General features: G+C 59.1%; 22 protein-coding genes. 4 read left to right on the top strand and 18 right to left on the bottom strand.

Going from position 1 to position 21,218, the window contains the following annotated elements; genetic code table 11:
* Positions 1–3: 3 nt before the first annotated feature.
* The 7 genes from H0Z09_RS09425 to H0Z09_RS09395 form a co-directional block, all read right to left on the bottom strand.
* Entirely contained in the window at positions 4–1,383 is a 1,380-nt protein-coding gene (locus tag H0Z09_RS09425) for an iron-containing redox enzyme family protein (RefSeq protein ID WP_186689911.1), read from the bottom strand.
* A gap of 378 nt (positions 1,384–1,761) precedes the next feature.
* A complete protein-coding gene (locus H0Z09_RS09420) occupies positions 1,762–3,504 on the bottom strand; it encodes an ABC transporter substrate-binding protein (RefSeq protein WP_186689909.1) in 1,743 nt (580 codons plus the stop codon).
* A 32-nt stretch (positions 3,505–3,536) separates the two neighbouring features.
* Positions 3,537–3,809 carry a DUF2160 domain-containing protein gene (locus H0Z09_RS09415; protein ID WP_003232363.1) on the bottom strand — a complete coding sequence of 91 codons (273 nt, stop codon included), beginning with the start codon at positions 3,807–3,809 and terminating at the stop codon, positions 3,537–3,539.
* Positions 3,810–3,819: 10 nt separating this feature from the next.
* Entirely contained in the window at positions 3,820–4,620 is an 801-nt protein-coding gene (locus H0Z09_RS09410; RefSeq protein WP_076950728.1) for a carbohydrate ABC transporter permease, read from the bottom strand.
* A 10-nt stretch (positions 4,621–4,630) separates the two neighbouring features.
* The gene (locus H0Z09_RS09405) at positions 4,631–5,497 is read right to left on the bottom strand and encodes a sugar ABC transporter permease (protein ID WP_017735078.1); all 867 of its coding nucleotides are present in this window, start codon (positions 5,495–5,497) and stop codon (positions 4,631–4,633) included.
* The gene (locus H0Z09_RS09400) at positions 5,494–6,591 is read right to left on the bottom strand and encodes an ABC transporter ATP-binding protein (protein ID WP_186689907.1); all 1,098 of its coding nucleotides are present in this window, start codon (positions 6,589–6,591) and stop codon (positions 5,494–5,496) included. The genes H0Z09_RS09405 and H0Z09_RS09400 overlap by 4 nt, the downstream gene beginning before the upstream one ends.
* On the bottom strand, positions 6,591–7,685 hold the full coding sequence (locus H0Z09_RS09395) for an ABC transporter ATP-binding protein (protein ID WP_076950731.1): 1,095 nt from the start codon (positions 7,683–7,685) through the stop codon (positions 6,591–6,593). Before H0Z09_RS09395 ends, H0Z09_RS09400 begins: the two co-directional genes overlap by 1 nt.
* A gap of 382 nt (positions 7,686–8,067) precedes the next feature.
* Here H0Z09_RS09395 and H0Z09_RS09390 point away from each other — a divergent pair, with 382 nt between their 5' ends.
* On the top strand, positions 8,068–9,885 hold the full coding sequence (locus H0Z09_RS09390) for a sigma-54-dependent Fis family transcriptional regulator (RefSeq protein ID WP_186689905.1): 1,818 nt from the start codon (positions 8,068–8,070) through the stop codon (positions 9,883–9,885).
* Between the two features lies 1 nt (position 9,886).
* On the opposite strand, the gene H0Z09_RS09385 is transcribed toward H0Z09_RS09390, so the two are convergent.
* From H0Z09_RS09385 to H0Z09_RS09355, 7 genes are all read right to left on the bottom strand, one after another.
* The gene (locus H0Z09_RS09385; protein WP_186689903.1) at positions 9,887–10,819 is read right to left on the bottom strand and encodes a FecR family protein; all 933 of its coding nucleotides are present in this window, start codon (positions 10,817–10,819) and stop codon (positions 9,887–9,889) included.
* Complete coding sequence (locus H0Z09_RS09380; protein WP_186689901.1) at positions 10,816–11,358, bottom strand: sigma-70 family RNA polymerase sigma factor; 543 nt, start codon at positions 11,356–11,358, stop codon at positions 10,816–10,818. The genes H0Z09_RS09385 and H0Z09_RS09380 overlap by 4 nt, the downstream gene beginning before the upstream one ends.
* 269 nt (positions 11,359–11,627) lie before the next feature.
* Positions 11,628–13,739 (bottom strand): TonB-dependent receptor, encoded by a 2,112-nt coding sequence (locus H0Z09_RS09375; RefSeq protein ID WP_186689899.1) that lies wholly within the window; start codon positions 13,737–13,739, stop codon positions 11,628–11,630.
* Positions 13,740–13,855: 116 nt separating this feature from the next.
* Positions 13,856–14,125 (bottom strand): hypothetical protein, encoded by a 270-nt coding sequence (locus tag H0Z09_RS09370; protein WP_076950736.1) that lies wholly within the window; start codon positions 14,123–14,125, stop codon positions 13,856–13,858.
* A 117-nt stretch (positions 14,126–14,242) separates the two neighbouring features.
* Positions 14,243–14,956 (bottom strand): hypothetical protein, encoded by a 714-nt coding sequence (locus tag H0Z09_RS09365; protein WP_186689897.1) that lies wholly within the window; start codon positions 14,954–14,956, stop codon positions 14,243–14,245.
* 480 nt (positions 14,957–15,436) lie between these two features.
* A complete protein-coding gene (locus tag H0Z09_RS09360) occupies positions 15,437–15,754 on the bottom strand; it encodes a hypothetical protein (protein WP_076950738.1) in 318 nt (105 codons plus the stop codon).
* 5 nt (positions 15,755–15,759) lie between these two features.
* Positions 15,760–15,921 (bottom strand): hypothetical protein, encoded by a 162-nt coding sequence (locus H0Z09_RS09355; RefSeq protein ID WP_165448099.1) that lies wholly within the window; start codon positions 15,919–15,921, stop codon positions 15,760–15,762.
* A 251-nt stretch (positions 15,922–16,172) separates the two neighbouring features.
* Between H0Z09_RS09355 and H0Z09_RS27290 the strand changes: the two genes are divergently transcribed.
* Both H0Z09_RS27290 and H0Z09_RS09345 read left to right on the top strand, forming a co-directional pair.
* Complete coding sequence (locus tag H0Z09_RS27290; protein ID WP_076950739.1) at positions 16,173–16,595, top strand: glycine zipper domain-containing protein; 423 nt, start codon at positions 16,173–16,175, stop codon at positions 16,593–16,595.
* Between the two features lie 345 nt (positions 16,596–16,940).
* Positions 16,941–17,150, top strand: a complete 210-nt coding sequence (locus tag H0Z09_RS09345) for a hypothetical protein (protein WP_186689893.1) — start codon at positions 16,941–16,943, stop codon at positions 17,148–17,150.
* 233 nt (positions 17,151–17,383) lie between these two features.
* Here the strand turns inward: H0Z09_RS09345 and H0Z09_RS27285 are convergent, their stop codons facing one another.
* Entirely contained in the window at positions 17,384–17,884 is a 501-nt protein-coding gene (locus tag H0Z09_RS27285) for a hypothetical protein (protein WP_238340215.1), read from the bottom strand.
* A 205-nt stretch (positions 17,885–18,089) separates the two neighbouring features.
* Positions 18,090–18,551: an anti-virulence regulator CigR family protein gene (locus tag H0Z09_RS09335; RefSeq protein ID WP_186690119.1), complete on the bottom strand. Its 462-nt coding sequence runs from the start codon at positions 18,549–18,551 to the stop codon at positions 18,090–18,092.
* A gap of 289 nt (positions 18,552–18,840) precedes the next feature.
* On the opposite strand from H0Z09_RS09335, the gene H0Z09_RS27280 reads away from it, so the two are divergent.
* Positions 18,841–19,068 (top strand): hypothetical protein, encoded by a 228-nt coding sequence (locus H0Z09_RS27280; protein WP_238340214.1) that lies wholly within the window; start codon positions 18,841–18,843, stop codon positions 19,066–19,068.
* Positions 19,069–19,317: 249 nt separating this feature from the next.
* On the opposite strand, the gene H0Z09_RS27540 is transcribed toward H0Z09_RS27280, so the two are convergent.
* Positions 19,318–20,238, bottom strand: coding sequence for a putative phage abortive infection protein (locus tag H0Z09_RS27540; protein WP_186689891.1), 921 nt, complete (start codon positions 20,236–20,238; stop codon positions 19,318–19,320).
* 373 nt (positions 20,239–20,611) lie between these two features.
* The gene (locus H0Z09_RS09320) at positions 20,612–21,118 is read right to left on the bottom strand and encodes a hypothetical protein (protein ID WP_186689889.1); all 507 of its coding nucleotides are present in this window, start codon (positions 21,116–21,118) and stop codon (positions 20,612–20,614) included.
* Positions 21,119–21,218: the final 100 nt, after the last annotated feature.

Here is a 21,218-nt window from a genome sequence, read left to right as displayed (position 1 = left end):
TCCTTAGCGCAGGCGCGCGCGCAATTGGATAAAGCGGCGCGTGGCGTACAGCCCGGCCGGGGTGCAATGACGGCGGGCGGACATCCACGCAATCAGCGTTTGGAGTTGTTGTTCATCCGGCAAGCCGCGCAACGAGTCCACCAGCGCCTGGGTGTCCGGATCGGCCGGTGGGTGCGGGTCCTGGGGTAAGCTTTTGCCACGGCCCGGACGAGCGGGCGGCACGCGTCGGTCGCTGATCCAGTCACCCGCGATCCAGTCATGCAGCACCTGTTTCTCATAGCCGCTGAACACCCCGAACATGGCGGCGCCCGCGCCCTCGATCAATTGCCAGAAGCGACTCTCGGCCGGGTCCTGATTGCGCCTGATCCAGCCTTTGTCTTCGAGGGCCTGGAGAAAGGCGCCGATCTGGCCCGGCTGGGCCAGCCATTGGTTGACCGTCTTGCCTTCGAAGCGGCAGTAATCGGAATGCATGTGCTGGCCGTAGGAGCGCTTGCGCTCCAGCAGGGCGACCAGTTCATCCTGCAAATTGAAATCCTTGATGATGGCGGTGGTACCCGGCCCCAGATCATTAAGGCGATAGCCTTGAGCCACGCGGCGATAGAAATCCGCCCTGCCCTCGCCCAGCGGCAGCAGGTTGAGCACCGACTGCGCGGCCTTGCACGCATGGCCGCTGCTGGCGTTGTCGATGGTCACATGCAGCGTGAAGTAATACGGGTCGATGCCCAGCTCGCTCAGCTCGTATGAGGTGATCAACAGGTGCAGCGGCAATTGCTCGTAGCCCAGGTTGTAGCCGATCACCTCCGGCAGGAACTCTTCGCCGCACAGGCCCAACGCCATTTGCAACGCGCCTTGCAGGTAATGCGGGTCTTCCAGGCCTGCATCGCTGTCGGCATCGTGCTGGTTGAGCAACTTGCGGTAGATCACCACATGATTTTGCGCGGCTTCGCCGTCGCCCAGCTCTTCGAGGTAGGTGGTGAGCAAGCCGTCGAAACGCGGGTCCTGCCAATAGCGCAACAGGCCGTAGAGCCAGGCGCCATCGACTTGCTTGGTCGGCGCCACACGTTGCAATACATACAACGCATGCGCCTTGTTATGGAAGTAACGGCGTGGCCGGCCCTGCTGGCGTTGTTCCAGGTACTCGGCATACGCCTGGGCCACCTCGGTACACCGCTGCTCAACCCAGGCGTGCAGTTGCTCGGGCTCGTCCGGCAGCTCGTTGGGCGCATCCTCGACCTGGGCCAACTGCGCCTGCAAAAAATCCCGTGCAGCCTCTTGCGCACCTTGGGCCTCGCCATAGAGCTGCTGGTACAGCCGTTGATAATGGCCGGGCCCCGCGTGGGAGATGGAGGCCGGTTGGCCTGACAGCGCTGTGAAAAGAGTCATAGGGCAGTTTCCGCAAAGTCCGATACACCAGGCCCCACCACAAGGAGGCCACGCAAGAGCGCTCAACCACACGCTTCTAGAGTGAAGAGCCTTGAAGTGCGCAAAAAATTCAATCGGGGTTGCGAAGCTGTAGATCAGTGGCAATGGGTAGGGGTTGCCACAGGCGAGGGAGCGGACTTCCGGACAGCTTCACAGCCGACAGGTATTGAGCTGGCGAAACGCGGAGCAAGTCGAATCGTCGCACCGCCGCTCCCACAATTAAATCGCAGCAGGCCAGTTGATTATTCTGCAGGTCACCACGCGGCAAGCCTCTTGAAATGTTATTTAAAGCGAAAAAAAACGGCACCGGAGTGCCGTTTTTTCTTGCTTCAATGCAAATTACTTGCGCGCCGCCTCCCACGATTTGAGCAGGTCGTTGTAGTTCACGGTCTCGCCCTTGGGCTTCTCGTTCGCCAGTTTCGGTTTTGGCGCGCCCGGCTGGTCGAACCAGTATTGCGCGTCACGCTCGGGGTTCATTTTCGGGCCGCACACCGGTTGCACCTTGGAGCGTTCCAGGCGCGTCATGATCGCGTCCTGTTCCTTGGCCAGGTTGTCCAGGGCCTGCTGCGGGGTTTTCTCGCCGCTGGCGGCGGCGGCGATGTTGCTCCACCACAGTTGCGCCAGGCGTGGGTAGTCCGGCACGTTGGTGCCGGTCGGCGACCATTCGGTCCGGGCCGGGCTGCGGTAGAACTCCACCAGGCCACCGAGTTTGGGCGCCATGTCGGTCATGGCCTGGGAATTGATGTCGGACTCACGAATCGGCGTCAGGCCGACGATGGTCTTCTTCAGCGAGACGGTTTTGGAGGTCACGAACTGCGCGTACAGCCAGGCCGCGAGTTTCTGTTTCTCGGGGGTCGACTTGAGGAAAGTCCAGGAACCTACGTCCTGATAGCCCTTCTTCATGCCCTTTTCCCAGTAAGGTCCGACGGGCGACGGCGCCATGCGCCATTTTGGCGTGCCGTCGGCATTCACCACCGGCAAGCCCGGCTTGACCATGTCGGCGGTAAACGCCGTGTACCAGAAGATCTGCTGCGCGATATTGCCCTGGGACGGCACCGGGCCGGATTCGGAGAAGGTCATGCCCGCCGCTTCCGGTGGCGCGTAGGCTTTCATCCAGTCCACATATTTCTGCGTGGCAAATACCGCCGCCGGGCCATTGGTGTCGCCGCCACGGGTCACGCTGGAGCCGACCGGGTGGCAGTCCTCCACGCGAATGCCCCACTCGTCCACCGGCAAACCGTTGGGCAGCCCTTTGTCGCCGCCACCGGCCATGGAGAACCACGCATCGGTGAAGCGCCAGCCCAGGGACGGATCTTTCTTGCCGTAGTCCATGTGCCCGTAGATGCGTTTGCCGTCGATTTCCTTGACGTCTTCGCTGAAGAACTTGGCGATGTCCTCATAGGCCGACCAGTTCACCGGCACGCCGAGGTCGTAGCCGTATTTTTCCTTGAACTTGGCTTTCAGCTCCGGGCGTTCGAACCAGTCGGCGCGGAACCAGTAGAGGTTGGCGAACTGCTGGTCGGGCAATTGGTAGATCTTGCCGTCCGGCGCGGTGGTAAAAGACAGGCCGATAAAGTCCTTGAGGTCCAGGGTCGGCGAGGTGAAGTTCTTGCCTTCGTTGGCCATCAGGTCGGTGATGGATTCGGTCTTGCCGTAGCGAAAGTGCGTACCGATCAGGTCCGAGTCGTTGACCCAGCCGTCATAGATGTTCTTGTCGGACTGCATCTGGGTTTGCAGCTTCTCCACCACGTCGCCTTCCTGCAGCAGGTCGTGGGTCAGCTTGATCCCGGTGATTTCGCTGAAGGCCTTGGCCAGCACCTTGGACTCGTACTCGTGGGTGGTGAGGGTTTCCGACACCACGTTGATCTTCATCCCACGGAAGGGTTCGGCGGCCTTGATAAACCACTTCAACTCCTCCAACTGCTGTTCGGCCGTCAGGGTCGACGGTTTGAACTCGCTGCCGATCCATTTTTTCGCGGCATCTTCATACGCATCGGCCCACGCCGTGGCGCTCAAACCGCTGAGGGCCAGTACGGCGGCCAATGAAATGCTATGTCGCAGCTTATTGTTCTTATTCAACATAGAGACCTCCTGGTTGTTTATTCATAAGGGCACTAGCCCCAACGCATCACACTCAACAGCCATACCAGGGAGAGCGCGGACGCCACCCAGATGCTCCAGTCGGTAACGCCGATGACCAGCAAATGCAGGTAGGCGCTGCCGAGAAGACCGATAAACAGGCGATCACCACGGGTGGTGCTGATCGGTAAAAAACCGCGCCGAGGGATGCTCGGCGAGCGCAGCTCCCAGGTGGTCATGCCCGCCAGAATCAGGGCGATGCCGCCAAAGAACAGCGCAGTGGGGGTGGTCCAGGCCATCCATTCCATCATCGACTCCTCAGACCCGGCCCAGGGCAAAGCCCTTGGCCACGTGGTTGCGAACAAACCAGATCACCAGCATGCCGGGAAGGATAGTCAACACCCCCGCCGCCGCCAGCACGCCCCAATCAATACCCGACGCCGAGACCGTGCGCGTCATCACCGCCGCGATGGGCTTGGCGTTGACCGAGGTCAGCGTGCGCGCCAGCAGCAGTTCGACCCAGGAAAACATAAAGCAGAAAAACGCGGTCACACCGATGCCGGAGCCGATCAACGGAATAAATATCTTCACAAAGAACTTGGGAAACGAGTAGCCGTCGATGTAGGCGGTTTCGTCGATTTCCTTGGGCACCCCCGACATGAAGCCTTCCAGGATCCACACCGCCAACGGCACGTTGAACAGGCAGTGCGCCAGGGCCACGGCGATGTGCGTGTCGAACAGGCCGATGGACGAATACAGCTGGAAGAATGGCAGCAGAAACACGGCCGGAGGTGCCATGCGGTTGGTCAGCAGCCAGAAGAACAGGTGCTTGTCGCCAAGGAAGCGGTAGCGCGAAAACGCATACGCCGCCGGCAGCGCCACGCTCAGGGAGATCACCGTGTTCAAGCTGACGTAGTACAGCGAGTTGAGGTAGCCGGTGTACCAGCTCGGGTCAGTGAAGATCACCTTGTAGTTGGCCAGCGTGAAGTGCTGCGGAAACAGCGTCAGCCCGCCAAGGATTTCGGTGTTGCTCTTGAAGGACATGTTCAGCAGCCAGTAGATCGGCACCAGCAGGAACAGGATGTAGATGAGTAACGGAATAAGCTTGCGTTTGCTCATGTTGGCGGCCTCAGCGGTTGGCGTCGGAGTGGGTCATGGCGGTGTAGAACAGCCAGGACACCAACAGAATGATCAGGAAGTACACCAGGGAAAACGCCGCAGCCGGGCCCAGGTCGAATTGGCCTACCGCCATCTGGGTCAACGTCTGACTGAGGAACGTGGTCGCATTACCCGGCCCGCCGCCCGTGAGGACGAAGGGCTCGGTGTAGATCATGAAGCTGTCCATGAACCGCAGCATCACCGCGATCAGCAGCACGCTCTTCATCTTCGGCAGTTGGATATGCCGGAACACCGCCCAGGCGGATGCACGATCGATCCGCGCCGCCTGGTAGTACACATCCGGAATCGCCCGCAGCCCCGAATAACACAACAGCGCCACCAGTGACGTCCAGTGCCACACATCCATCACCAGCACGGTGACCCAGGCGTCCGCCGTATTGGCTGCATAGTTGTAGCTGATGCCCAGGGCGTTGAGGCTGTAACCGAGCAAGCCGATATCGGCGCGGCCGAAAATCTGCCAGATCGTACCCACCACGTTCCATGGGATCAGCAGCGGAATGGCGAGGATGATCAACACCAGCGACGACCAGCGGCCTTTGGTCGGCATGGTCAGGGCGATGGCGATGCCCAGCGGGATTTCGATCAGCAGCACGCAGGCCGAGTAGATGAACTGGCGCAGCAGCGAGTCGTGCAGGCGCGGATCGAGCAACACCTGCTTGTACCAGTCGGCGCCGACAAAGTAGCGGCTGGACTGGTCGAAGATGTCCTGCACCGAGTAGTTGACCACGGTCATCATCGGGATCACCGCACTGAACGCCACCAGCAGGAACACCGGCAGTACCAGCCACCAGGCTTTGTTGTTCTGCACCTTGTTCATGGCAGCACCTCCAGCAGGTAATCGTCGGCATACACCATCAACCATTGCGCGGGAAAGCTGATGGAGGCCGTGCCTTCGGGCACCGGCTTGTCTTCGGCCAGGCGCACTTTCAACGGCGTGCCGTCGAGGTTGAGGGTGATGATCTTGTAGGTGCCGAGGTCTTCCAGGTGCGTGACTTCGGCCTGCATGGCGTCAGGATTGGGCTCGTCCCACACATGGATAAATTCCGGGCGAATGCCGACCTGCAGTTTTTTATAACCGCTGCTGGCAATGCGTTGCTGCAAGGCTTCGGACAAGGGCAGGTGGGTGCCGGCAAAACGCACCCCGCCCGCCTCGGCCTGCACTTCGATCAGATTCATCCCAGGGCTGCCGATGAAATAGCCGACAAAGGTGTGGCTCGGCCGCTCGAACAACTCACGGGGCGTGCCGAACTGTACGATCTGGCCGCCGTACATCACCGCGATCTTGTCGGCGAAGGTCGAGGCTTCCAACTGATCGTGGGTCACGTAGACCATGGTGATGTTGAACTGCTCGTGGATCTGCTTGAGCTTGCGCCGCAGTTTCCACTTGAGGTGCGGGTCGATCACCGTCAGCGGCTCGTCGAAGAGGATCGCCGAGACGTCGTCACGCACCAGGCCGCGGCCCATGGAGACTTTCTGTTTTTCATCGGCGGTGAGGTTGCGCGCCTTTTTGCTCAGCAGGCTTTGCAGGTCGAGGACTTCGGCGATTTCCTGCACCTTGCTGTGAATTTTCGCCTCGGCCATGCCCTGGTTGCGCAGCGGGAACGCCAGGTTGTCGAATACCGTCATGGTGTCGTACACCACCGGGAACTGGAACACCTGGGCAATGTTGCGTTTTTCCGGGGTGAGGTCGTTGACCACCTTGGTGTCGAATAGCACCTGGCCTTCGGATGGGCTGAGCAGGCCGGAGATGATATTGAGCAAAGTCGACTTGCCGCAGCCCGACGGCCCGAGCAAGGCGTAGGCCCCGCCCTGCTCCCATACGTGGTTCATTTCCCGAATGGCGTAGTCCTCAGGACCACTTGGCGCTGGGCTGTAGCTATGCGCCAGGTTCTGCAAATGGATCTCGGCCATCAGGCAACCCTCGCAACACGGCGCCCGGGGGCCTGGACCAAGCGGCCCTGACCATCGAACACAAACAGTTTATGGGTGGGGATATACACACGGATCGGCGCGTCGACGTCGTATTCGTGCACCCCCGACAAGTGCAGCACCAGCAGGAAGTGCTCGCTGCGCACATGCAGGAAGGTTTCCGAGCCGCTGATCTCGGCGACTTCCACGGTCACCGCCAGCTCCAGGTCGTCGTCGTTGCTCGGTACCAGGCTGATATGGCTGGGGCGTACGCCGAAACGGAACTCGCCTTCGCCGATGGGGCGCAGGTCGACGTTCAGGGGGAAGTGCACGAAATTGGCGAAACTCACTTCGTTACCGCTGATGCGCCCCGGCATCAGGTTGATCGGCGGCTCGGAAAACAGCTCGGCGGCCAGCACGGTCTGCGGCTGGTGATAGACCTCGGCGGCCTTGCCGCTCTGGATCACCCGGCCTTCGTGCAGGATAGTGGTGGTGCCGCCGAGGGCCAGGGCTTCATTGGGCTCGGTGGTGGCGTAGATGGCGATGGTGTGGCGCGCGGCAAAGAGCTCGCGCATTTCCTGACGCAGCTCTTCGCGCAGTTTGTAGTCCAGGTTCACCAGTGGCTCATCGAACAGGATCAGCTCGGCGTCCTTGACTAACGCGCGGGCCATGGCCGTGCGTTGCTGCTGGCCGCCGGAGAGCTCCAGCGGGTGGCGCTGCAGGAATTTCTCGATGCGCAGCATCCTGGCGGTTTCCAGCACCTTGCTCTGTATCAGTTCGTTGGACACACCGGCCTGGCGCAGCGGCGAGGCGATGTTCTCGAACACGGTCATGGTGGGGTAGTTGATGAACTGCTGATACACCATCGACACGTTGCGCAGGCGCACCGGTTTTTGCGTGACATCCACGCCGTTCATCAGGATGCGGCCGCTGTCGGGCTTGTCCAGCCCGGCCATCAGGCGCATCAGGCTGGTCTTGCCGGACAGGGTGCGGCCGAGCAGGACGTTGAACGAACCGGCTTCGAAACGCAGGTTGGCGTCGTCGATCCAGGTTTGGCCTTCGACAACGCGGGAGACATGTTCCAGGGTCAATGACATGACACGACCTTTTTTATTATTTGGAATGAATCTGGCCATATGTCAGAGCGAGTTTCGTGCCAAAACCGGCAAGGCCTTGATGTGCAAGGAAATGGAGCAAAAGTGATGTTCAAGAGTGAACAGAAATGAACAAGCCTGGCTGAACAACTGAACAATCTTGGGCTTGACAATGAACAGTACTGAACAACACTCTCATGACCAACACAGGGCGAATGTGGGAGCGGGCTTGCTCGCGAATGCGGTGGTTCAGTTAATAATTCAGTGACTGACATACCGCCTTCGCGAGCAAGTCGAATCGTCGCACCGCCGCTCCCACAGTTTCACCGGGTTTCTTCAGATAGATTGCGCAAGACCCCATAACAATAAAAACGAAGGTCACCCCATGGCCGAACCATTGGCTCACGACACCCTTATCCAGGAATCCTGGCGCCGTTGCCGCGCCTTCGGCCTGGACCACCAGAGCACACCCAGCTTCGACCAGCTCCCCGCCGAGGGCATCAGCCAGTTGCTGGAAAGCCAGCATTCGCTGGTGCAGACCACCCACCAGGAAGTGCTGCCCTACTACGAAAACATCCTGAGCAATTCCAATTGCCTGATCATGCTGGCCGACAACCAGGGCCAGGTACTGACCAGTTGGGGCACCCAGCGCTTCATCGAGCCCAAGCTGGCCCGTGGTTTCAACCCCGGTGCCAGTTGGATGGAGCGTTCCAGCGGCACCAACGCCATCGGCACCGCACTGGCCTGTGCCCAGGCCGTGCATATCGAACACGATGAACATTTCCTCAAGGCCAACCGTTTCATGACCGGCTCGGCGGCGCCGATCTTCGATGCCCAGCGCGAGATCATTGCGGTGCTGGATGTGTCCAGCGACAGCTATTTGCCGCCCTCCCACACTCTGGGCATGGTCAAGATGATGAGCCAGACCGTGGAAAACCGGCTGATCCTCAACCTGTTTCGCGGCGAACACTTCCAACTGACCTTCAACACCGGCCTGAGCAACCTGGATAGCCAGTGGGCCGGCCTGCTGATCTTCGATGAGAGCGGCCAGGTGCTGTCAGCCAACCGGCGGGCCGATAACCTGCTGGGCATCAGCCTGTCGCGGGTCATGATCGACAGCTTGTTCAAGGTGTCGTTGCTGGAATTGCTGAACCAGCCGGAGGGGTTGCCCTTTTCCCTGCAGGCCGCAGGACGCAACCGGTTCCAATGCTTGTTGAGGCGGCCCAGGCAAACGCCGGTGCAGGCGCGCGTGTTTACCGAACCCGCGCCCGCCAAGCCCACCTCGATTGGCCTCAAGACCTTGCATTTTGGCGATGTGCGCGTGGAAAAAGCCGTGCGCCAGGCCGAGCGCTTGCTGGAGAAGGACATTCCGCTGCTGATCCACGGCGAAACGGGGGTGGGCAAAGAGGTGTTCGTCAAGGCCCTGCACCAGGCCAGTTCGCGCAGCCAAAAGGCGTTTATCGCGGTGAACTGCGCGGCGATCCCGGCTGAGCTGGTGGAGTCGGAGCTGTTCGGCTACGAAAAAGGTGCGTTCACCGGCGCCAATCAAAAAGGCAGCATCGGCCTGATCCGCAAGGCGGACAAGGGCACGCTGTTTCTCGATGAGATCGGTGATATGCCGCTGCCCACCCAGGCGCGCCTGCTGCGCGTGTTGCAGGAACGTTGCGTGCAGCCGGTGGGCAGCAGCGAGCTGTTCGCGGTGGATTTGCGCATCATCTCGGCCACCAACCGCGCGTTGCGCGAGCTGGTGCAGGCCGGGCGTTTTCGTGAGGATCTGTATTACCGCATCGGCGGCTTGACCCTGGAACTGCCGCCCTTGCGCGAGCGCACCGACAAACGGGCGCTGTTCCAGCAGTTATGGCAGCAACACCGTGAGCCGACCCAATGGGCGGGGCTGAGCAGCGAGGTGCTGGCGCTGTTCGAGCAGCACCCGTGGCCGGGCAATTTGCGCCAGGTCAGCAGCGTGTTGCAGGTGGCCCTGGCGATGGCCGAAGAAAAGCCGATCCGCCCGGAGCATCTGCCGGATGACTTTTTTGTCGACTTGAACCTGGCGGCGGCGCTGCCCACCAGTGAGTACCTGGACGACAGCATCGACCTGACCCAGCGCTTGAAGGCCGCCGGCGGGAACATTTCCCACCTGGCGCGAGAGCTGGGGGTAAGCCGCAATACCTTGTACAAGCGCCTGCGCCGGAACGAAGGCTGATCTAGCGCGGCTTGACCACCACCAACAGGTCGGTGAAGTACTCCACCTGGATCGGCAGGTTATCCGCCAGGGATGACAGCGCCGCCGCCGTGTCGTCCAGCTTAAACACACCCGATACCCTTAGGTTCTGCAGAGCCTCGGGGTCAAAGCGCAGCATGCCGTGGCGGTAGCCGGCGAGGGTTTGCAGCACGTCGCCCAGGGGCTGGTCGTTGACCTTGAGCAGACCGCGGGTCCAGGCGTCGGGGTCGGTATCGGCAAGGGCTTGCACTGGCTTGGCGCGGCCGTTTTCGAGGACCGCACGCTGGCCGGCCGAGACCTTGACCCCATCGCTGGCGTCGCCTTTGACCGCTACGCTGGACTCGATCACTGTCACCACCGTGGTGCCGTCCGCCGCGCGCTTGACCAGGTAGCGCGTGCCCAATGCAGTGGCGGAGCCCTGATCGGTTCGGACCACGAAGGGCCGTTGCGCATCCTTGGCCACGTCGACCCAGAGTTCGCCTTGCAGCAGTTCGATGACCCGTTGATGGCCGTCGAATTTGACGTCCACCGCCGAGTTGCTATTGAGCTGCAACTGGCTGCCGTCCGCGAGGGCGATCTGCCGGCGCTCGCCGACACCGGTGCGCTGGTCGGCCATCCACACCGGCAGGTGCTGCAGGCCCAGCCAGCCGCACAGGACCACGCCAAGCAAGCCCACCACCTGCGCGCCGCGTGGGCGTCGCGGGGCGAATGCGCGGTTCAGGGCAACGCGGGCAGGTTTGGCGGGCAAGGTCTCGAGGCTGCCCCACAACGCTCCCATGCGTTCGATGGCCACGGCGTGACGCGGGTCGGCCTGGCACCAGGCGTGGAAGGCCTGGCGGTCGGCGTCGGTGACGTCTTCGTCGTGCAGGCGCGTCAGCCATTGTGCCGCTTGCTGGATGATCTGTTCGGAATTCATACCAGCGGGTCTGCCGGGTGCAGGCTGTGGTAGCAATGCACCAGGGCGCTGGAGATGTAGTTTTTGACGGTACTGGAAGAGACGCCCAGCCGCGTGGCGATTTCGCTGTAGGTCAGCCCATCGAGGCGACTCAACAGGAAGGCTTCACGGGCTTTGGCCGGCAGGCCGGCAAGCATCTCTGCGATGCGTTCGAGCGCTTGCAGCGCCACGTGAATTGCGGCCGGGTCGGGCATGCCGGCGTCTTCGCACTGGATCACCAGGGCTTCCATGTAGGCTTTTTCGATGCGGCGACGCCGGGCACCGTCGATCATCAGCCGCCCCGCCGTGGTGGCCAGGAAGGCACGGGGTTCCTTGATAGCCTGCGGCTCGGCCAGCATCAGCACGCGAATGAAAGCGTCGTGCGCCAGGTCGGCGGCATGCTGGGAACAGCCCAGTTTTTTGCGCAGCCAGCCGTGCAGCCAGCCGTGGTGCTCGCTGTACATCGCCGTAAGGGTCTGCTGCCGGACGGAATCGCCCCGCGCGGCCGGAATGTCGTGCATGCGCAAAAGTATCTCAAATGGGAAAGGTTACCAATTGCGCAAACAATGCCAGTAAAACGGTGTAGGAGCAAGGGGCTCCCGTTGTCAGTGATTGCAGGTACATGACTGTAGTGAGCGGGCTTGCCCCGCGCTGGGGGGCGAAGCCGCCCCAATCTGGGCCAACGCATTCTTCCAGATATAACTAAGGCGCCTGGTTTTGGGGCGGCTTCGCCACCCAGCGCGGGGCAAGCCCGCTCACTACAAGTATCGCAGGCAAGCCAGCGCCTACGTTAACGCCAGCTCCACGACACCCCGGTGTAGATGCCACGACCATCCGCCGGGGTCGAACGCGCGACATCCAGGCCCTTGTCGTCATAGCCCGGTGTGACGGTGTTGGCGTAACGCCGGTTGGCGAGGTTGCGCAGGTCGACCCAGGCCTGCCAGTCCTGCCCTGGCGCGTCGTAGCCAAGCGTGGCGCCGAAGATGCTGTAGGACGCGGCGTAGTAGGAGTTGGCGTAATCCACCGCCACCTTTGATGAATACTCCGTGTTGAAACTGGTGTAGAAACCCGTCGGGTGGCTGTAGCGCAGCTGTGCCTGATAGTAGTGCCTGGGGATGCCGGGCAAGGTGTTGTCGCCGAAGCGGTCATCGTCGCGGTAATGGAAGTCGCTGAAGGTGTAGGCCTGGCGCAGGGCGAGCTGGCCGTTGCCGCCGCCGTCCCACAAGGGGCTGAGCAGGCTCAGTTCCACGCCCTGGTGCACGGTGGGGCTGGCGTTGGCTTCGGCGACGATGGCATTGCTGGTGGCGGTTTGCGCCTGGGTTTCCACGCTGAGCAATTCGTGGCGCACTTCGGAACGGTACAGCGCCAGGTCCCACTGGCCGAACCACTGTTCGCCACGGCCGCCGATTTCGAGGGTGGTGGCGGTCTGGTTTTTCAGGCTCACGCCTTCGCGCGCCAGGCCCCGGGCCGGGCCGCTGGTAAAGTATTTGTTGGAACCCCAGATCATCGACCAGGCATGCGGCGGCTCCACCGAGCGGCTCAGGTTGCCGTACACCTGCAATTGCGGGGTGACGTCATAACGCAGGCCGACGCGCGGCGCGTAGTCCCAGTCGTGCTGGCTGAGGGGCGCCTGGCCGTCGGGATAGCTGACCTCGGTTTCGCGACGGGTGTAGATCGCCGCGAGGCCGGTGGTGAGCCACAGGTCGGGGACCAGCTCCAGGTCGTTGCCAATGTGCAACACGGTGTCTGAACCCAGGTAGCTGTAGTCGCGGGTCTTGGTGCCGGGTGCGTAGGAAACGGTGTTCCCCGCAGGCGTGCGCACGTACTCCGAGGCGCCATTGTTGGGCATCGCCTGGGTGGTGCGCAGGCCAATCGTGGTCTGGCTGTCGTGGCCGAACAGCGTGTCCTGGCGAATGTACTTGAGGGTGCTGCTGATGTCGGTGTAGGCGACTTTCAGCCGGTTGGTGCCTTCGCGCAGGTCCATTGGGTAGTCGTGGTAGGCCAGCCCGACTTCAAGCCGCGAACTGTCGTCCAGTCGCAGGGTGGTCTTGTTGGCGATCCAGGTGGAGCCCGGTTGCAGGCGCTGGGAGTCGCGCGCGGCATTGAGGCTGTTGGCCGCGCGCGGGTCATGGCTGATCTGCGCGCGCGTGAGTTTGCCGGGGGTGTCGTTGGTGGTTTCGCGGTAGCGCAAGTAGAAGCGCGTTTCCAGGTCCGGGTTGAAACGGTAGCCAAAGTTGGCCGCCACCCCCTTGCCGGTGGCCGCGCTTTGGCGCTGGTAGCCGTCGGACTCGGAGTCAGTGAGGCTGATGTAGTAGTCGGCATCTCCCAGCACCTGGCCCGAGCTGATCTCGCGCTGGGCATAGCCTTTGCTGCCCGCTTCGTAGCGCACCTGCAACTTGGGCGCGTCGTAGCCCGTGTGGGTCACGTAGTTGACCGCGCCGCCCAGGGCCAAGGCACCCTGGTCAAACCCGTTGGCGCCGCGCAGCACCTCGACGCGGCTTTGCCACAGCGGGTCTTTTAATTCGTAGGGGGTGCCGCCAGGCCCGGTCAACGGCAGGCCATCGAACATTTCGTACAAGCCGGAGGCATGGGAACCGGGGCTACGGTTCAGGCCCGAACCGCGAATCGAGAGTTTCACCCCTTCATTGTTTGCCGCCTTGGCATACACGCCGGCCTGGTACTTGAACACATCCTCATTGGTGCTCACCCGCCCCTGCTGCACGCTGCCCATGTCGATGTAATTGGTGCCGCCGGGCACGCTCTTGAGCTGCGCCTGGGCCACCTCGCCGGCGCTGGCTTCGCTGCTGGTGACTTCGACCGGGGCCAATTGCAGGTCTTCGGCATGCGCCAGCGAGCTGAGCGTCAGGGCGGCAAAAAGGAGTGGTGGCGGGCGCAGCAGCATCGGGGGCAGGTCCTTGGAATTCGGGAGGCACGTGGTGGGAAGTCGTGGACGCCCGCCAGGTCACGCCTTATCAACGGGACGGACCTCTGCAAATTCTGCTCGCTGCAAGATCGCCCCTAGCTTTCAGGCTGCTTCAGCGTTTGCATCAGCTCCTCCGCTTCCGACCCTGGCGGCAGCCGAAAGCCGTACATTTCATCGGTGTCCAGGATCTCGCCCAGCGCATCAAGCAACTGCGCCTCGGTCGGCGATTCGCGCAGCAACTTGTGGGCGGGCAGCAACAGTTCGGCGGAAACACCCTGGACACTCGCCGCATCGATCACGGCGAAGAGGATAAAGCGCAAACGTATTTCGCGATCAGTAGGCCAAACCGTTTTTCGCTTACCCATGGTGGAGGCCTCAACTTTCGGAAAAATCCGAGGCTATTGATGACCGAGGTGCGTTTCAAGCAGCGGGGAACGAGATAGGCCACTTCCTACAAAGGAAAGAGAAACACCGTACCTGGCTCACTGCACCGGCAGAAAATTCATCAGCAACAGGCTCTGCGCGTAATTGAGACCGATGCGCCGGTAGCGCTCATCGAGCATCTGCGTCAGCAAGTCGAGGCGCGCGACGATCTTGCCGAACTCCACCGCAAAACTGAGGTTACTGCCCTCCTCCGAAATCTCATTGGAAAACAGCAACAGCACGCCATTGGCGTCCTGGCGCTTGCTCAGCAGCCAGGTGGCCTTTTCGATATTGCGCGCGGCATTGCTGACGAACTGCGGGTTGATCGAATCGGTGATGTAGAACTCGGTGCGCCCGCCGTGAGCGGTCACTATCATGCTGCCGATGGCATAGATGAAGGCGCCGACCCGATCGCCCTTGAATTCCGGGCTCAGGGAATAGCTCAGCGCCGCCAGATCGCGGCGCTCACCCAGCGCCGGCAGCGCTCGACGTTGCTCGATAGCCTGGCGAATCTCCCGCGCAGCAGTCACGGCATCCGGATAGCCCGACTGGCGCCACTGGCTGGGATTACGCAGATAGAGCTTGTTCATGAGCAAATACAGGCTTTGCAGGTTGTCGCGCATGCCCAGCGTTGCCATGCGATCGACACTGGTCTGAAAGAACTCGTCAGGTTTGCCATTGCTGAACTGCTTAGCGATATCCTGACCCTGTTGCTGGGTGCAACCGCCAGCACAGAGCATCAACACGGCTGCCAGCAGCAAAGGCTGGCGCATTCGTGGAAAGGTCAAGCAAGCAAACGTGCGATCCATCGGCACCCGATCTGAGTTCATCTGCCCACGCGCGGGATCGGCGGGACTGGGACAAGGATAGAGCGGAGAAATCCAAAAAAGTGCAGTGGTCGCAGGCAGATAGTTGTAACCAAAGACCGTCTGGCCGGTAAATGGGCTCGACCGTGAAGAATTCGTTTAACGCTCTATACTGCTAGCGACTGCTGCGTGCGTTGGTTTGGCGCGTTTGTCTACATCGCTCGCAGCCTACTCACCAGCAGCTTCAAATGAGGGTGACGGCAATGAACCATCCAATTCGAGCGCAAATGGTTGTGCAGATTATTTGCCTGCTGTCGGTGGCCCAGCTTTTCTGCTGAGCTGCGCGCCACTGCTGTCACCTTCGGCCGCCGTTGCGGCGGTGCGGGCTATTGCCAGCCAAAAGCCATAAACTGGCCCGACATACGATTGCCGGGCCAGCACGTGCCGCTACAGCAAGACCGTGGACAGCATGCCCAGCGCACCCAGGCAAAACCCGATCAAGGCGCCTCGCCCGGGAAACTCATGGAACAGCGCCCAGATCACGACCGGTTCCAGCAGCAGCAACGAGGTGACGGACACCACTGTGACCACCCAGATGTCACCCACTGCCAAGTACCCCAGCCAATAAGCCCCCAACAGGCAGAGCCCGGCAAAGCACATCAACACCACCGGCATGATGAACGCCTGCCATGAGCCGTCGCCTGCCTGGGCCAGCCTGGCGGTGACTACCTCACTGTAGATCGCACAAAACTCACCGATCACCATCAACCCTAGAGCAGAAACTCCGAGTAGTTCTTTGGACATATCAAAAACTCCTTCGCATTCAGCGCACTATTTTTCAGCTCCCAGCTGGCAAGGCCGTTGCCGAGCGTGTCGTTGCAGTGATACGAAGCAGCCTTGAACAGGCCTGAATTACCGAAGTGCTTTTGCATGCTCATGTCCTTTATGGCGGGTGAGACTCAGCGAACCGATGAGGCGCTGGTTTCGATCATACGGTTTGGTGGCCTATAGGACACGTCAAAAAATCAAGACGCATCACGGCCGAAAGATATTACGGCACACCTTGTTACAACCAACCGGGCCAGAATACCTCCGCCCAAGAACTTAGCGCTTTTGTTTCAATCCTAATGCCAGGCGTACTTCAACCATGAGCGCCTGCTGACAACCCATAGAGGTTCACAAGATGAATAAGACACTACCCGCCCTGGTCCTGGGTGTTCTGATCTCGCAAGGAGCGATGGCGGCCGGAGATGGTACAGCGGCGCTCGGCGGCGGAGTCGGTGGTGCACTCGGCAACATCGTCGGCCAACAGCTTGGCGGTTCCACTGGCGCAGCCGTAGGCGCCGGCCTGGGTGGCGCAGCCGGCGGAGCAGTCGGTGCCCAGAAGGGCAATCGAGCGGAAGCCGCCATAGGCGGTGGGGTCGGCTCGGCGGGCGGCTCGCTGATAGGCAATCGCCTGGGCGGCACGACGGGATCGACGATCGGTGCGGGATTGGGCGGTGCCGCAGGTGGCGCGCTGGGCAATAACCTGGCGGATGACGAGCACCGTTCCGACGGCAAGAAACACAGGGGCAATAAGCACAAACACAAGAACAAGCGCCATTAATACAAAAAGCCCCGCATCCGCGGGGCTTTTGTTTGGAGCCGGCGAAAACCACCTCACGTCGGTCCATGCGGGTCCACTGGCAGCTGATCAGCAAGCGCCAGGCGGAATTCCGTCTTTGTTGAAGTCCTTCAGGCGTTCCCGTTCTTCCTCAGTGGCATGCGCCGGAGTTTCTTGCTCGGGTTCCTTTTTCTTTTCTTCAGTCATCGCTGTGTCCTCTGGGTGGGTAGCAGTTTCGGCAGCGGGTGGGATCAGCAGTTCATTTAATCCTCTCCAGCCTCCTGTCGACCTGAATCAAATCTGCGGTTACGCTCGCTGCTAAGCTGTGCTCTTAACAGAGAAACAACCATGCCGAACTCAGACTTGCTTCCTTCCCTGCTATCAAAACTCTACGAAAACCAGCTTGCCCTCGAAGGCGCGATCATGGAGCTATCGAACTGGGTTGAGCAGCGCGGCTCCGCCGAGGTCGCCGAGAACATCCGAGGCGCACTGAACACGATTGACGAGAACGAAGCGTTTATAAAACTGACGCTGGCCGTGTTGATGTCTCCGCAGTAGTGCGTCTGTGCAATGCGTCGGCTCAAAACAGTGTTTGATAAGCCGCAAAGCACAGCACCCACTTTTGACGGTGGTCAAGGCGGCGAACGCAATGGCGCGACGCCTGTCCGCAGCGCAAGTGATGTGCTGGAAAGCGGGTCGCTCGATTCTCGTGGGGGCGCGTTCTTCACCACACAGAAGTCGTTTTCAGAGCTTCCTTAACTGGCAAAAGACGCCACCCTAACGTGACAGCATTATTTGGCTTGGCGAAGCACAAGCTCCGACAGACGGGTCTTAACTCGGAAGCAGAACTCACGAATTTGAAATTGATAGGCGGGCATAACCATGTAGTTCAAATCAGGACCCAGCGAGTCCTTGATTTCCATGTATTTAGCGGTCTTGCTGGCAATGACTTGGTATTCAGCCTCGTACTTATCATAAGACGCTTTGTTGTAAACCTTTAAAACATCCAGCTCTTTGCGGCATTGCTCGGCGCGGTTCTGGTTTAAATCTGTCTCTGACTGAGCCGTCTCTGGCGAAACGGGAGTTGAGCTCTCAGCACGAGCGTTCGGCTGTGTGGCCTCATACCGCACAGGCGGTTTTGCTGGCGTCGCAGGCGCGACTTCAGGTGATGCTTGTTGGACGACGGCTTCCGGTGGAGCCACATCAGGTTTTTCCGGCGTTTTCGTAGCGCATCCCGAGAGGGCAATTCCTAGTACTGCAACGACGCCACACATTTTATTCATAGGTTTCACCAAACAACTCCTTATGGTTGGCTGAGTCGTTAGATTCTGGGTAAAGGTCATAACTCGTTCAATGATCGAGCATGAATTTCTACCAGCCTCAAGGCGCTCAGCCTCTCTTCCTTGAGTACGCAGACGAGTGATCATAGTAAAAAAATAACGAGGTGACGAGAAAAAGCTCGGCAGAAAAGCCACCGCGTTAAGCCGGTAGATAGACTTAATCGAATGCTCCGTTGAGCACCTCGTAAATGATGCCGGAAGCGATGGCTACCAGTATCAGATCAGCGCCCGCTTGCTGCCATTCGTAGCCGTCGTAACGGGGCAGCCTGCCGAGCAAGCGGTCATCCAGTTTTTTGGCGATGCCGGGAGGAAGAGGTTTGCCTCTAGCGAGGTTCTTCTGGATTCCGGGGGGCAGTGAAGGACCTGGGCGCCAATAGTCACGATGCCCGCCGATCACGCCTAATACGCCACCACGGTCGATGCTGGGCCCACGGCTCCAGTCATCCGCGCCGGCACTTTTCCCCTTGTTGCCCTGGTTGCTATGGCCTTGGCTGCCTTGGGCGTTGCCTTTTCCATTTCCTTGGCCTTTTCCGCTGCCGGGATCGGCCAGGGCCGTCGACGAGCTTATGGACAAGGCAAGGCAGGTGACAGCGGTTATAAGCGAGCGGGATTTGAACATGACCGTTTTCTCCGAAGGAAATACGTCCTTGAAATGTAGCTGGTATTGCTGATTTAAGGTACGCATAAACCAAGCTACTCGCTGCATCGCTACTGAGGGCCTCGACCGTATTTTGCTGCACCCCGTTCGGCATTGAGATTGGTACATACTCAACTGAACCCGATACCGAATGCCAGAAACGCAAAAGCCCCACATTTTCGGGGCTTTCGTTTGAATCTGACTTAGCTGAGGTCGGGCAATTCGACCGTTCCCCCCGTACAGTCACAGCTACTTTAATCGGACTACTACCGTGGATGCGAGCATGTCTCCCTGTTGTCAGTATTCGGCAGAAACAGCCGGCGATCACTTTGCACTGGCGTGGGTCTGGGAGGTTCAGTCGAAGCTGAAAGCCCTTGTACCTCAAGCCGATGATGATCCGCTCGGCCAGCCTGGCACCGGCCAGAACCTCATCGCGATTCAGGCGCAAGACAAGGCGTTGATCAGCCAATACCTTGCCACCCAAGACATTAGAGAGTAGCGGAAAAGCAATGGCGTCGAGTTGGATATGAACGCCCAAATCGCCGGCATCCTCGCTGGGAGCAAGGTCGAGCTGCACGCTTGCATTGCAAGCGGCGGCGAAGACATTCCTGCCCTATCCACTATCGCCTGTACTCACACCATCAATGACCCGGCCCGTATCGATAAGGATCCCGCATGCTCACAGCAATTGAAAGGCTGCTACTTAGTCCGATCTAGGCTCAGAGGCTACCGAGGGGAAATAAGAACGCTATCCAAATGCTGATGGTTCAAACAAAGCTTTAACAAATTCTTGATTCTGCCGATCCGGTAGGTGCTTCAGAAGCCCATATTTCTCACAAAGACTTTTCAATCCTTTACCTTCTGGAGTCAAGCAGTACATCATTATGCATTCTGATTCATGCACACTAAAGGTCGCGGCAACGATACTGGCATACGTCTTTTTGATGATTGAATCTGGGGTATCAAAGCCTTTAAGCAAAATAGGATTCACGCCAAGAGGACTATGACGCAGGGGAACTCCGTAATTATCTATATATACAAGAAATTCAAAAAGCGTCCTAAAATACCGCCCAAGGCCTTCCCGCGAACTTGCGTTAAAAGAGTTGACGCGCTCCAAAATATCAGCCTCTGCAACATCAGCGATTCCTACTGTCATCACCACGTTATCGATATTAAACTTTATGGAGTATGACTCGAATGCATCTGCGCCTAAACGATCCGGGCCATTTCCAAAGAACTTAGCCGATTCCGCGTTTTTGGTATGAAGATCCAACAACCCGAAAAACACAGTCTCAAAGCTTTGACGCTCAATGAGTTTACTTTGCTTTTCGAAAATTTTTGTCTGCTGTGTCTGAGTAATTTGTGATGCTCTGGCCTCCGCTCTTGCGGCTCGGAGCTCAGACGCCTGAGATCTTAGGCTGAGCACAACTGCGAGCAAAGCGATGAAACTCAGGATTGGATTTAAAACTCCGCCAACAAAGTCTCCAATTTGCCCCCAATAAGTAGCTGAACCCGAATTAATCACTTTTAAAATCGGAATATCCACACCAAATTGAAAGTGAGAAATAACAAGTGAAGAAATAATGACTATGGGCAATAGAGCCAACATTACAAGCCAAGTGCCACTTAAATTTGAATCACCCTTTTCAATAGCGTTTTCATCATCCACTCCGACAACTCCTTTTGGATTTTTCTGTAAGCGCAAATCGTATCAAAAACTCCGAATTTTGGCCGCCCCGGCATGACCCCGCATAGGACACCCGAAGCCCACAGGAAACCTATAAGCCTACTTCTGCAATAAGCCTAGCACCGACTTCACGCCCAGCGACCTGCGCCAGGCCACGATCTACATAAGTGCGATCACCCGCTACAACCAGCATCACTACCTCACCACCGCGCTTCACATCGACGTTGATACGCCAGGTCTCCCGGCCTTCCTCGTCCCTGTCGCACTCCATGTAGTTCCAAACCTAAAAGCCTTCGATCTCATCGTAAATATCGTGCTTGGTTATGGGTCTGTCCGCTTGTAGGAAGATGCTGTATCACTTCATGATTACATGAACCTCGTAACCCTTGCCGTTCGGCCAGTCATCTCGAGTGACCTCAATGCTGCCACTTCCGATTTGAGAGATCACAGGTTCGCCCTTAACGATAGCTCTACGTATTTCGTTGTTCAGCTTCGCACCAAGTACTTTTGGAGCTAGTGCTTCTGATACCTTGCCGAGAGCGCCAATTGCAGGACCTTTCGACTTAGGCTGATTAAAATTTAGGACAAGTTTTACCTGTTCGACTGCAGTAGCTGTACCTGTGGCGTAGTACGCCAGATTATTTGACAGTGGCGACCCGGAACCTATGTCCTTGTAGTCGCTCGCGCACCCAAAGGATTCATCACCATAGTCCGTCCATTTTCGCCCCTTCAAGCCCGAATCGGACAGCAGCGCACACGCGATACTAGGTTCGGTAACTTTGAGCTCAGCCAAGCATGTCGCAGAGAAAAGGAAAGCCAGCGGCACAACAATAATTTTCAGCATCTGTCTTGATTCATCCATTTTGTATCCGGCTCCATGTCGGACTAAATACAAATATCTCGCCACCCTGGCGAGGCCAGAGGCTCCCCCACTCCACCGCCCGGGCACGGCCCGGCAAGGA

The organism is Pseudomonas sp. SWRI18 (genome assembly GCF_014268345.1).
Lineage (GTDB): Bacteria > Pseudomonadota > Gammaproteobacteria > Pseudomonadales > Pseudomonadaceae > Aquipseudomonas > Aquipseudomonas cedrina.
The sequence above is the reverse complement of the archived record's forward strand: the minus strand, read 5'-3'. Positions and strand labels throughout refer to the sequence as shown.

What these genes read in the sequence shown, in the direction of transcription:
- H0Z09_RS09365 (WP_186689897.1), bottom strand. Translation starts at nt 14,956, where the DNA reads ATGCGCCAGCCTTTGCTGCTGGCAGCCGTGTTGATGCTCTGTGCTGGC.
- H0Z09_RS09405 (WP_017735078.1), bottom strand. Translation starts at nt 5,497, where the DNA reads ATGAACAAGGTGCAGAACAACAAAGCCTGGTGGCTGGTACTGCCGGTG.
- H0Z09_RS09380 (WP_186689901.1), bottom strand. Translation starts at nt 11,358, where the DNA reads ATGCACGACATTCCGGCCGCGCGGGGCGATTCCGTCCGGCAGCAGACC.
- H0Z09_RS09420 (WP_186689909.1), bottom strand. Translation starts at nt 3,504, where the DNA reads ATGTTGAATAAGAACAATAAGCTGCGACATAGCATTTCATTGGCCGCC.
- H0Z09_RS09360 (WP_076950738.1), bottom strand. Translation starts at nt 15,754, where the DNA reads ATGGTGATCGGTGAGTTTTGTGCGATCTACAGTGAGGTAGTCACCGCC.
- H0Z09_RS09385 (WP_186689903.1), bottom strand. Translation starts at nt 10,819, where the DNA reads ATGAATTCCGAACAGATCATCCAGCAAGCGGCACAATGGCTGACGCGC.
- H0Z09_RS09390 (WP_186689905.1), top strand. Translation starts at nt 8,068, where the DNA reads ATGGCCGAACCATTGGCTCACGACACCCTTATCCAGGAATCCTGGCGC.
- H0Z09_RS09415 (WP_003232363.1), bottom strand. Translation starts at nt 3,809, where the DNA reads ATGGAATGGATGGCCTGGACCACCCCCACTGCGCTGTTCTTTGGCGGC.
- H0Z09_RS09410 (WP_076950728.1), bottom strand. Translation starts at nt 4,620, where the DNA reads ATGAGCAAACGCAAGCTTATTCCGTTACTCATCTACATCCTGTTCCTG.
- H0Z09_RS09425 (WP_186689911.1), bottom strand. Translation starts at nt 1,383, where the DNA reads ATGACTCTTTTCACAGCGCTGTCAGGCCAACCGGCCTCCATCTCCCAC.
- H0Z09_RS09395 (WP_076950731.1), bottom strand. Translation starts at nt 7,685, where the DNA reads ATGTCATTGACCCTGGAACATGTCTCCCGCGTTGTCGAAGGCCAAACC.
- H0Z09_RS09355 (WP_165448099.1), bottom strand. Translation starts at nt 15,921, where the DNA reads ATGCAAAAGCACTTCGGTAATTCAGGCCTGTTCAAGGCTGCTTCGTAT.
- H0Z09_RS09375 (WP_186689899.1), bottom strand. Translation starts at nt 13,739, where the DNA reads ATGCTGCTGCGCCCGCCACCACTCCTTTTTGCCGCCCTGACGCTCAGC.
- H0Z09_RS09345 (WP_186689893.1), top strand. Translation starts at nt 16,941, where the DNA reads ATGCCGAACTCAGACTTGCTTCCTTCCCTGCTATCAAAACTCTACGAA.
- H0Z09_RS09335 (WP_186690119.1), bottom strand. Translation starts at nt 18,551, where the DNA reads ATGTTCAAATCCCGCTCGCTTATAACCGCTGTCACCTGCCTTGCCTTG.
- H0Z09_RS09320 (WP_186689889.1), bottom strand. Translation starts at nt 21,118, where the DNA reads ATGGATGAATCAAGACAGATGCTGAAAATTATTGTTGTGCCGCTGGCT.
- H0Z09_RS09370 (WP_076950736.1), bottom strand. Translation starts at nt 14,125, where the DNA reads ATGGGTAAGCGAAAAACGGTTTGGCCTACTGATCGCGAAATACGTTTG.
- H0Z09_RS09400 (WP_186689907.1), bottom strand. Translation starts at nt 6,591, where the DNA reads ATGGCCGAGATCCATTTGCAGAACCTGGCGCATAGCTACAGCCCAGCG.
- H0Z09_RS27290 (WP_076950739.1), top strand. Translation starts at nt 16,173, where the DNA reads ATGAATAAGACACTACCCGCCCTGGTCCTGGGTGTTCTGATCTCGCAA.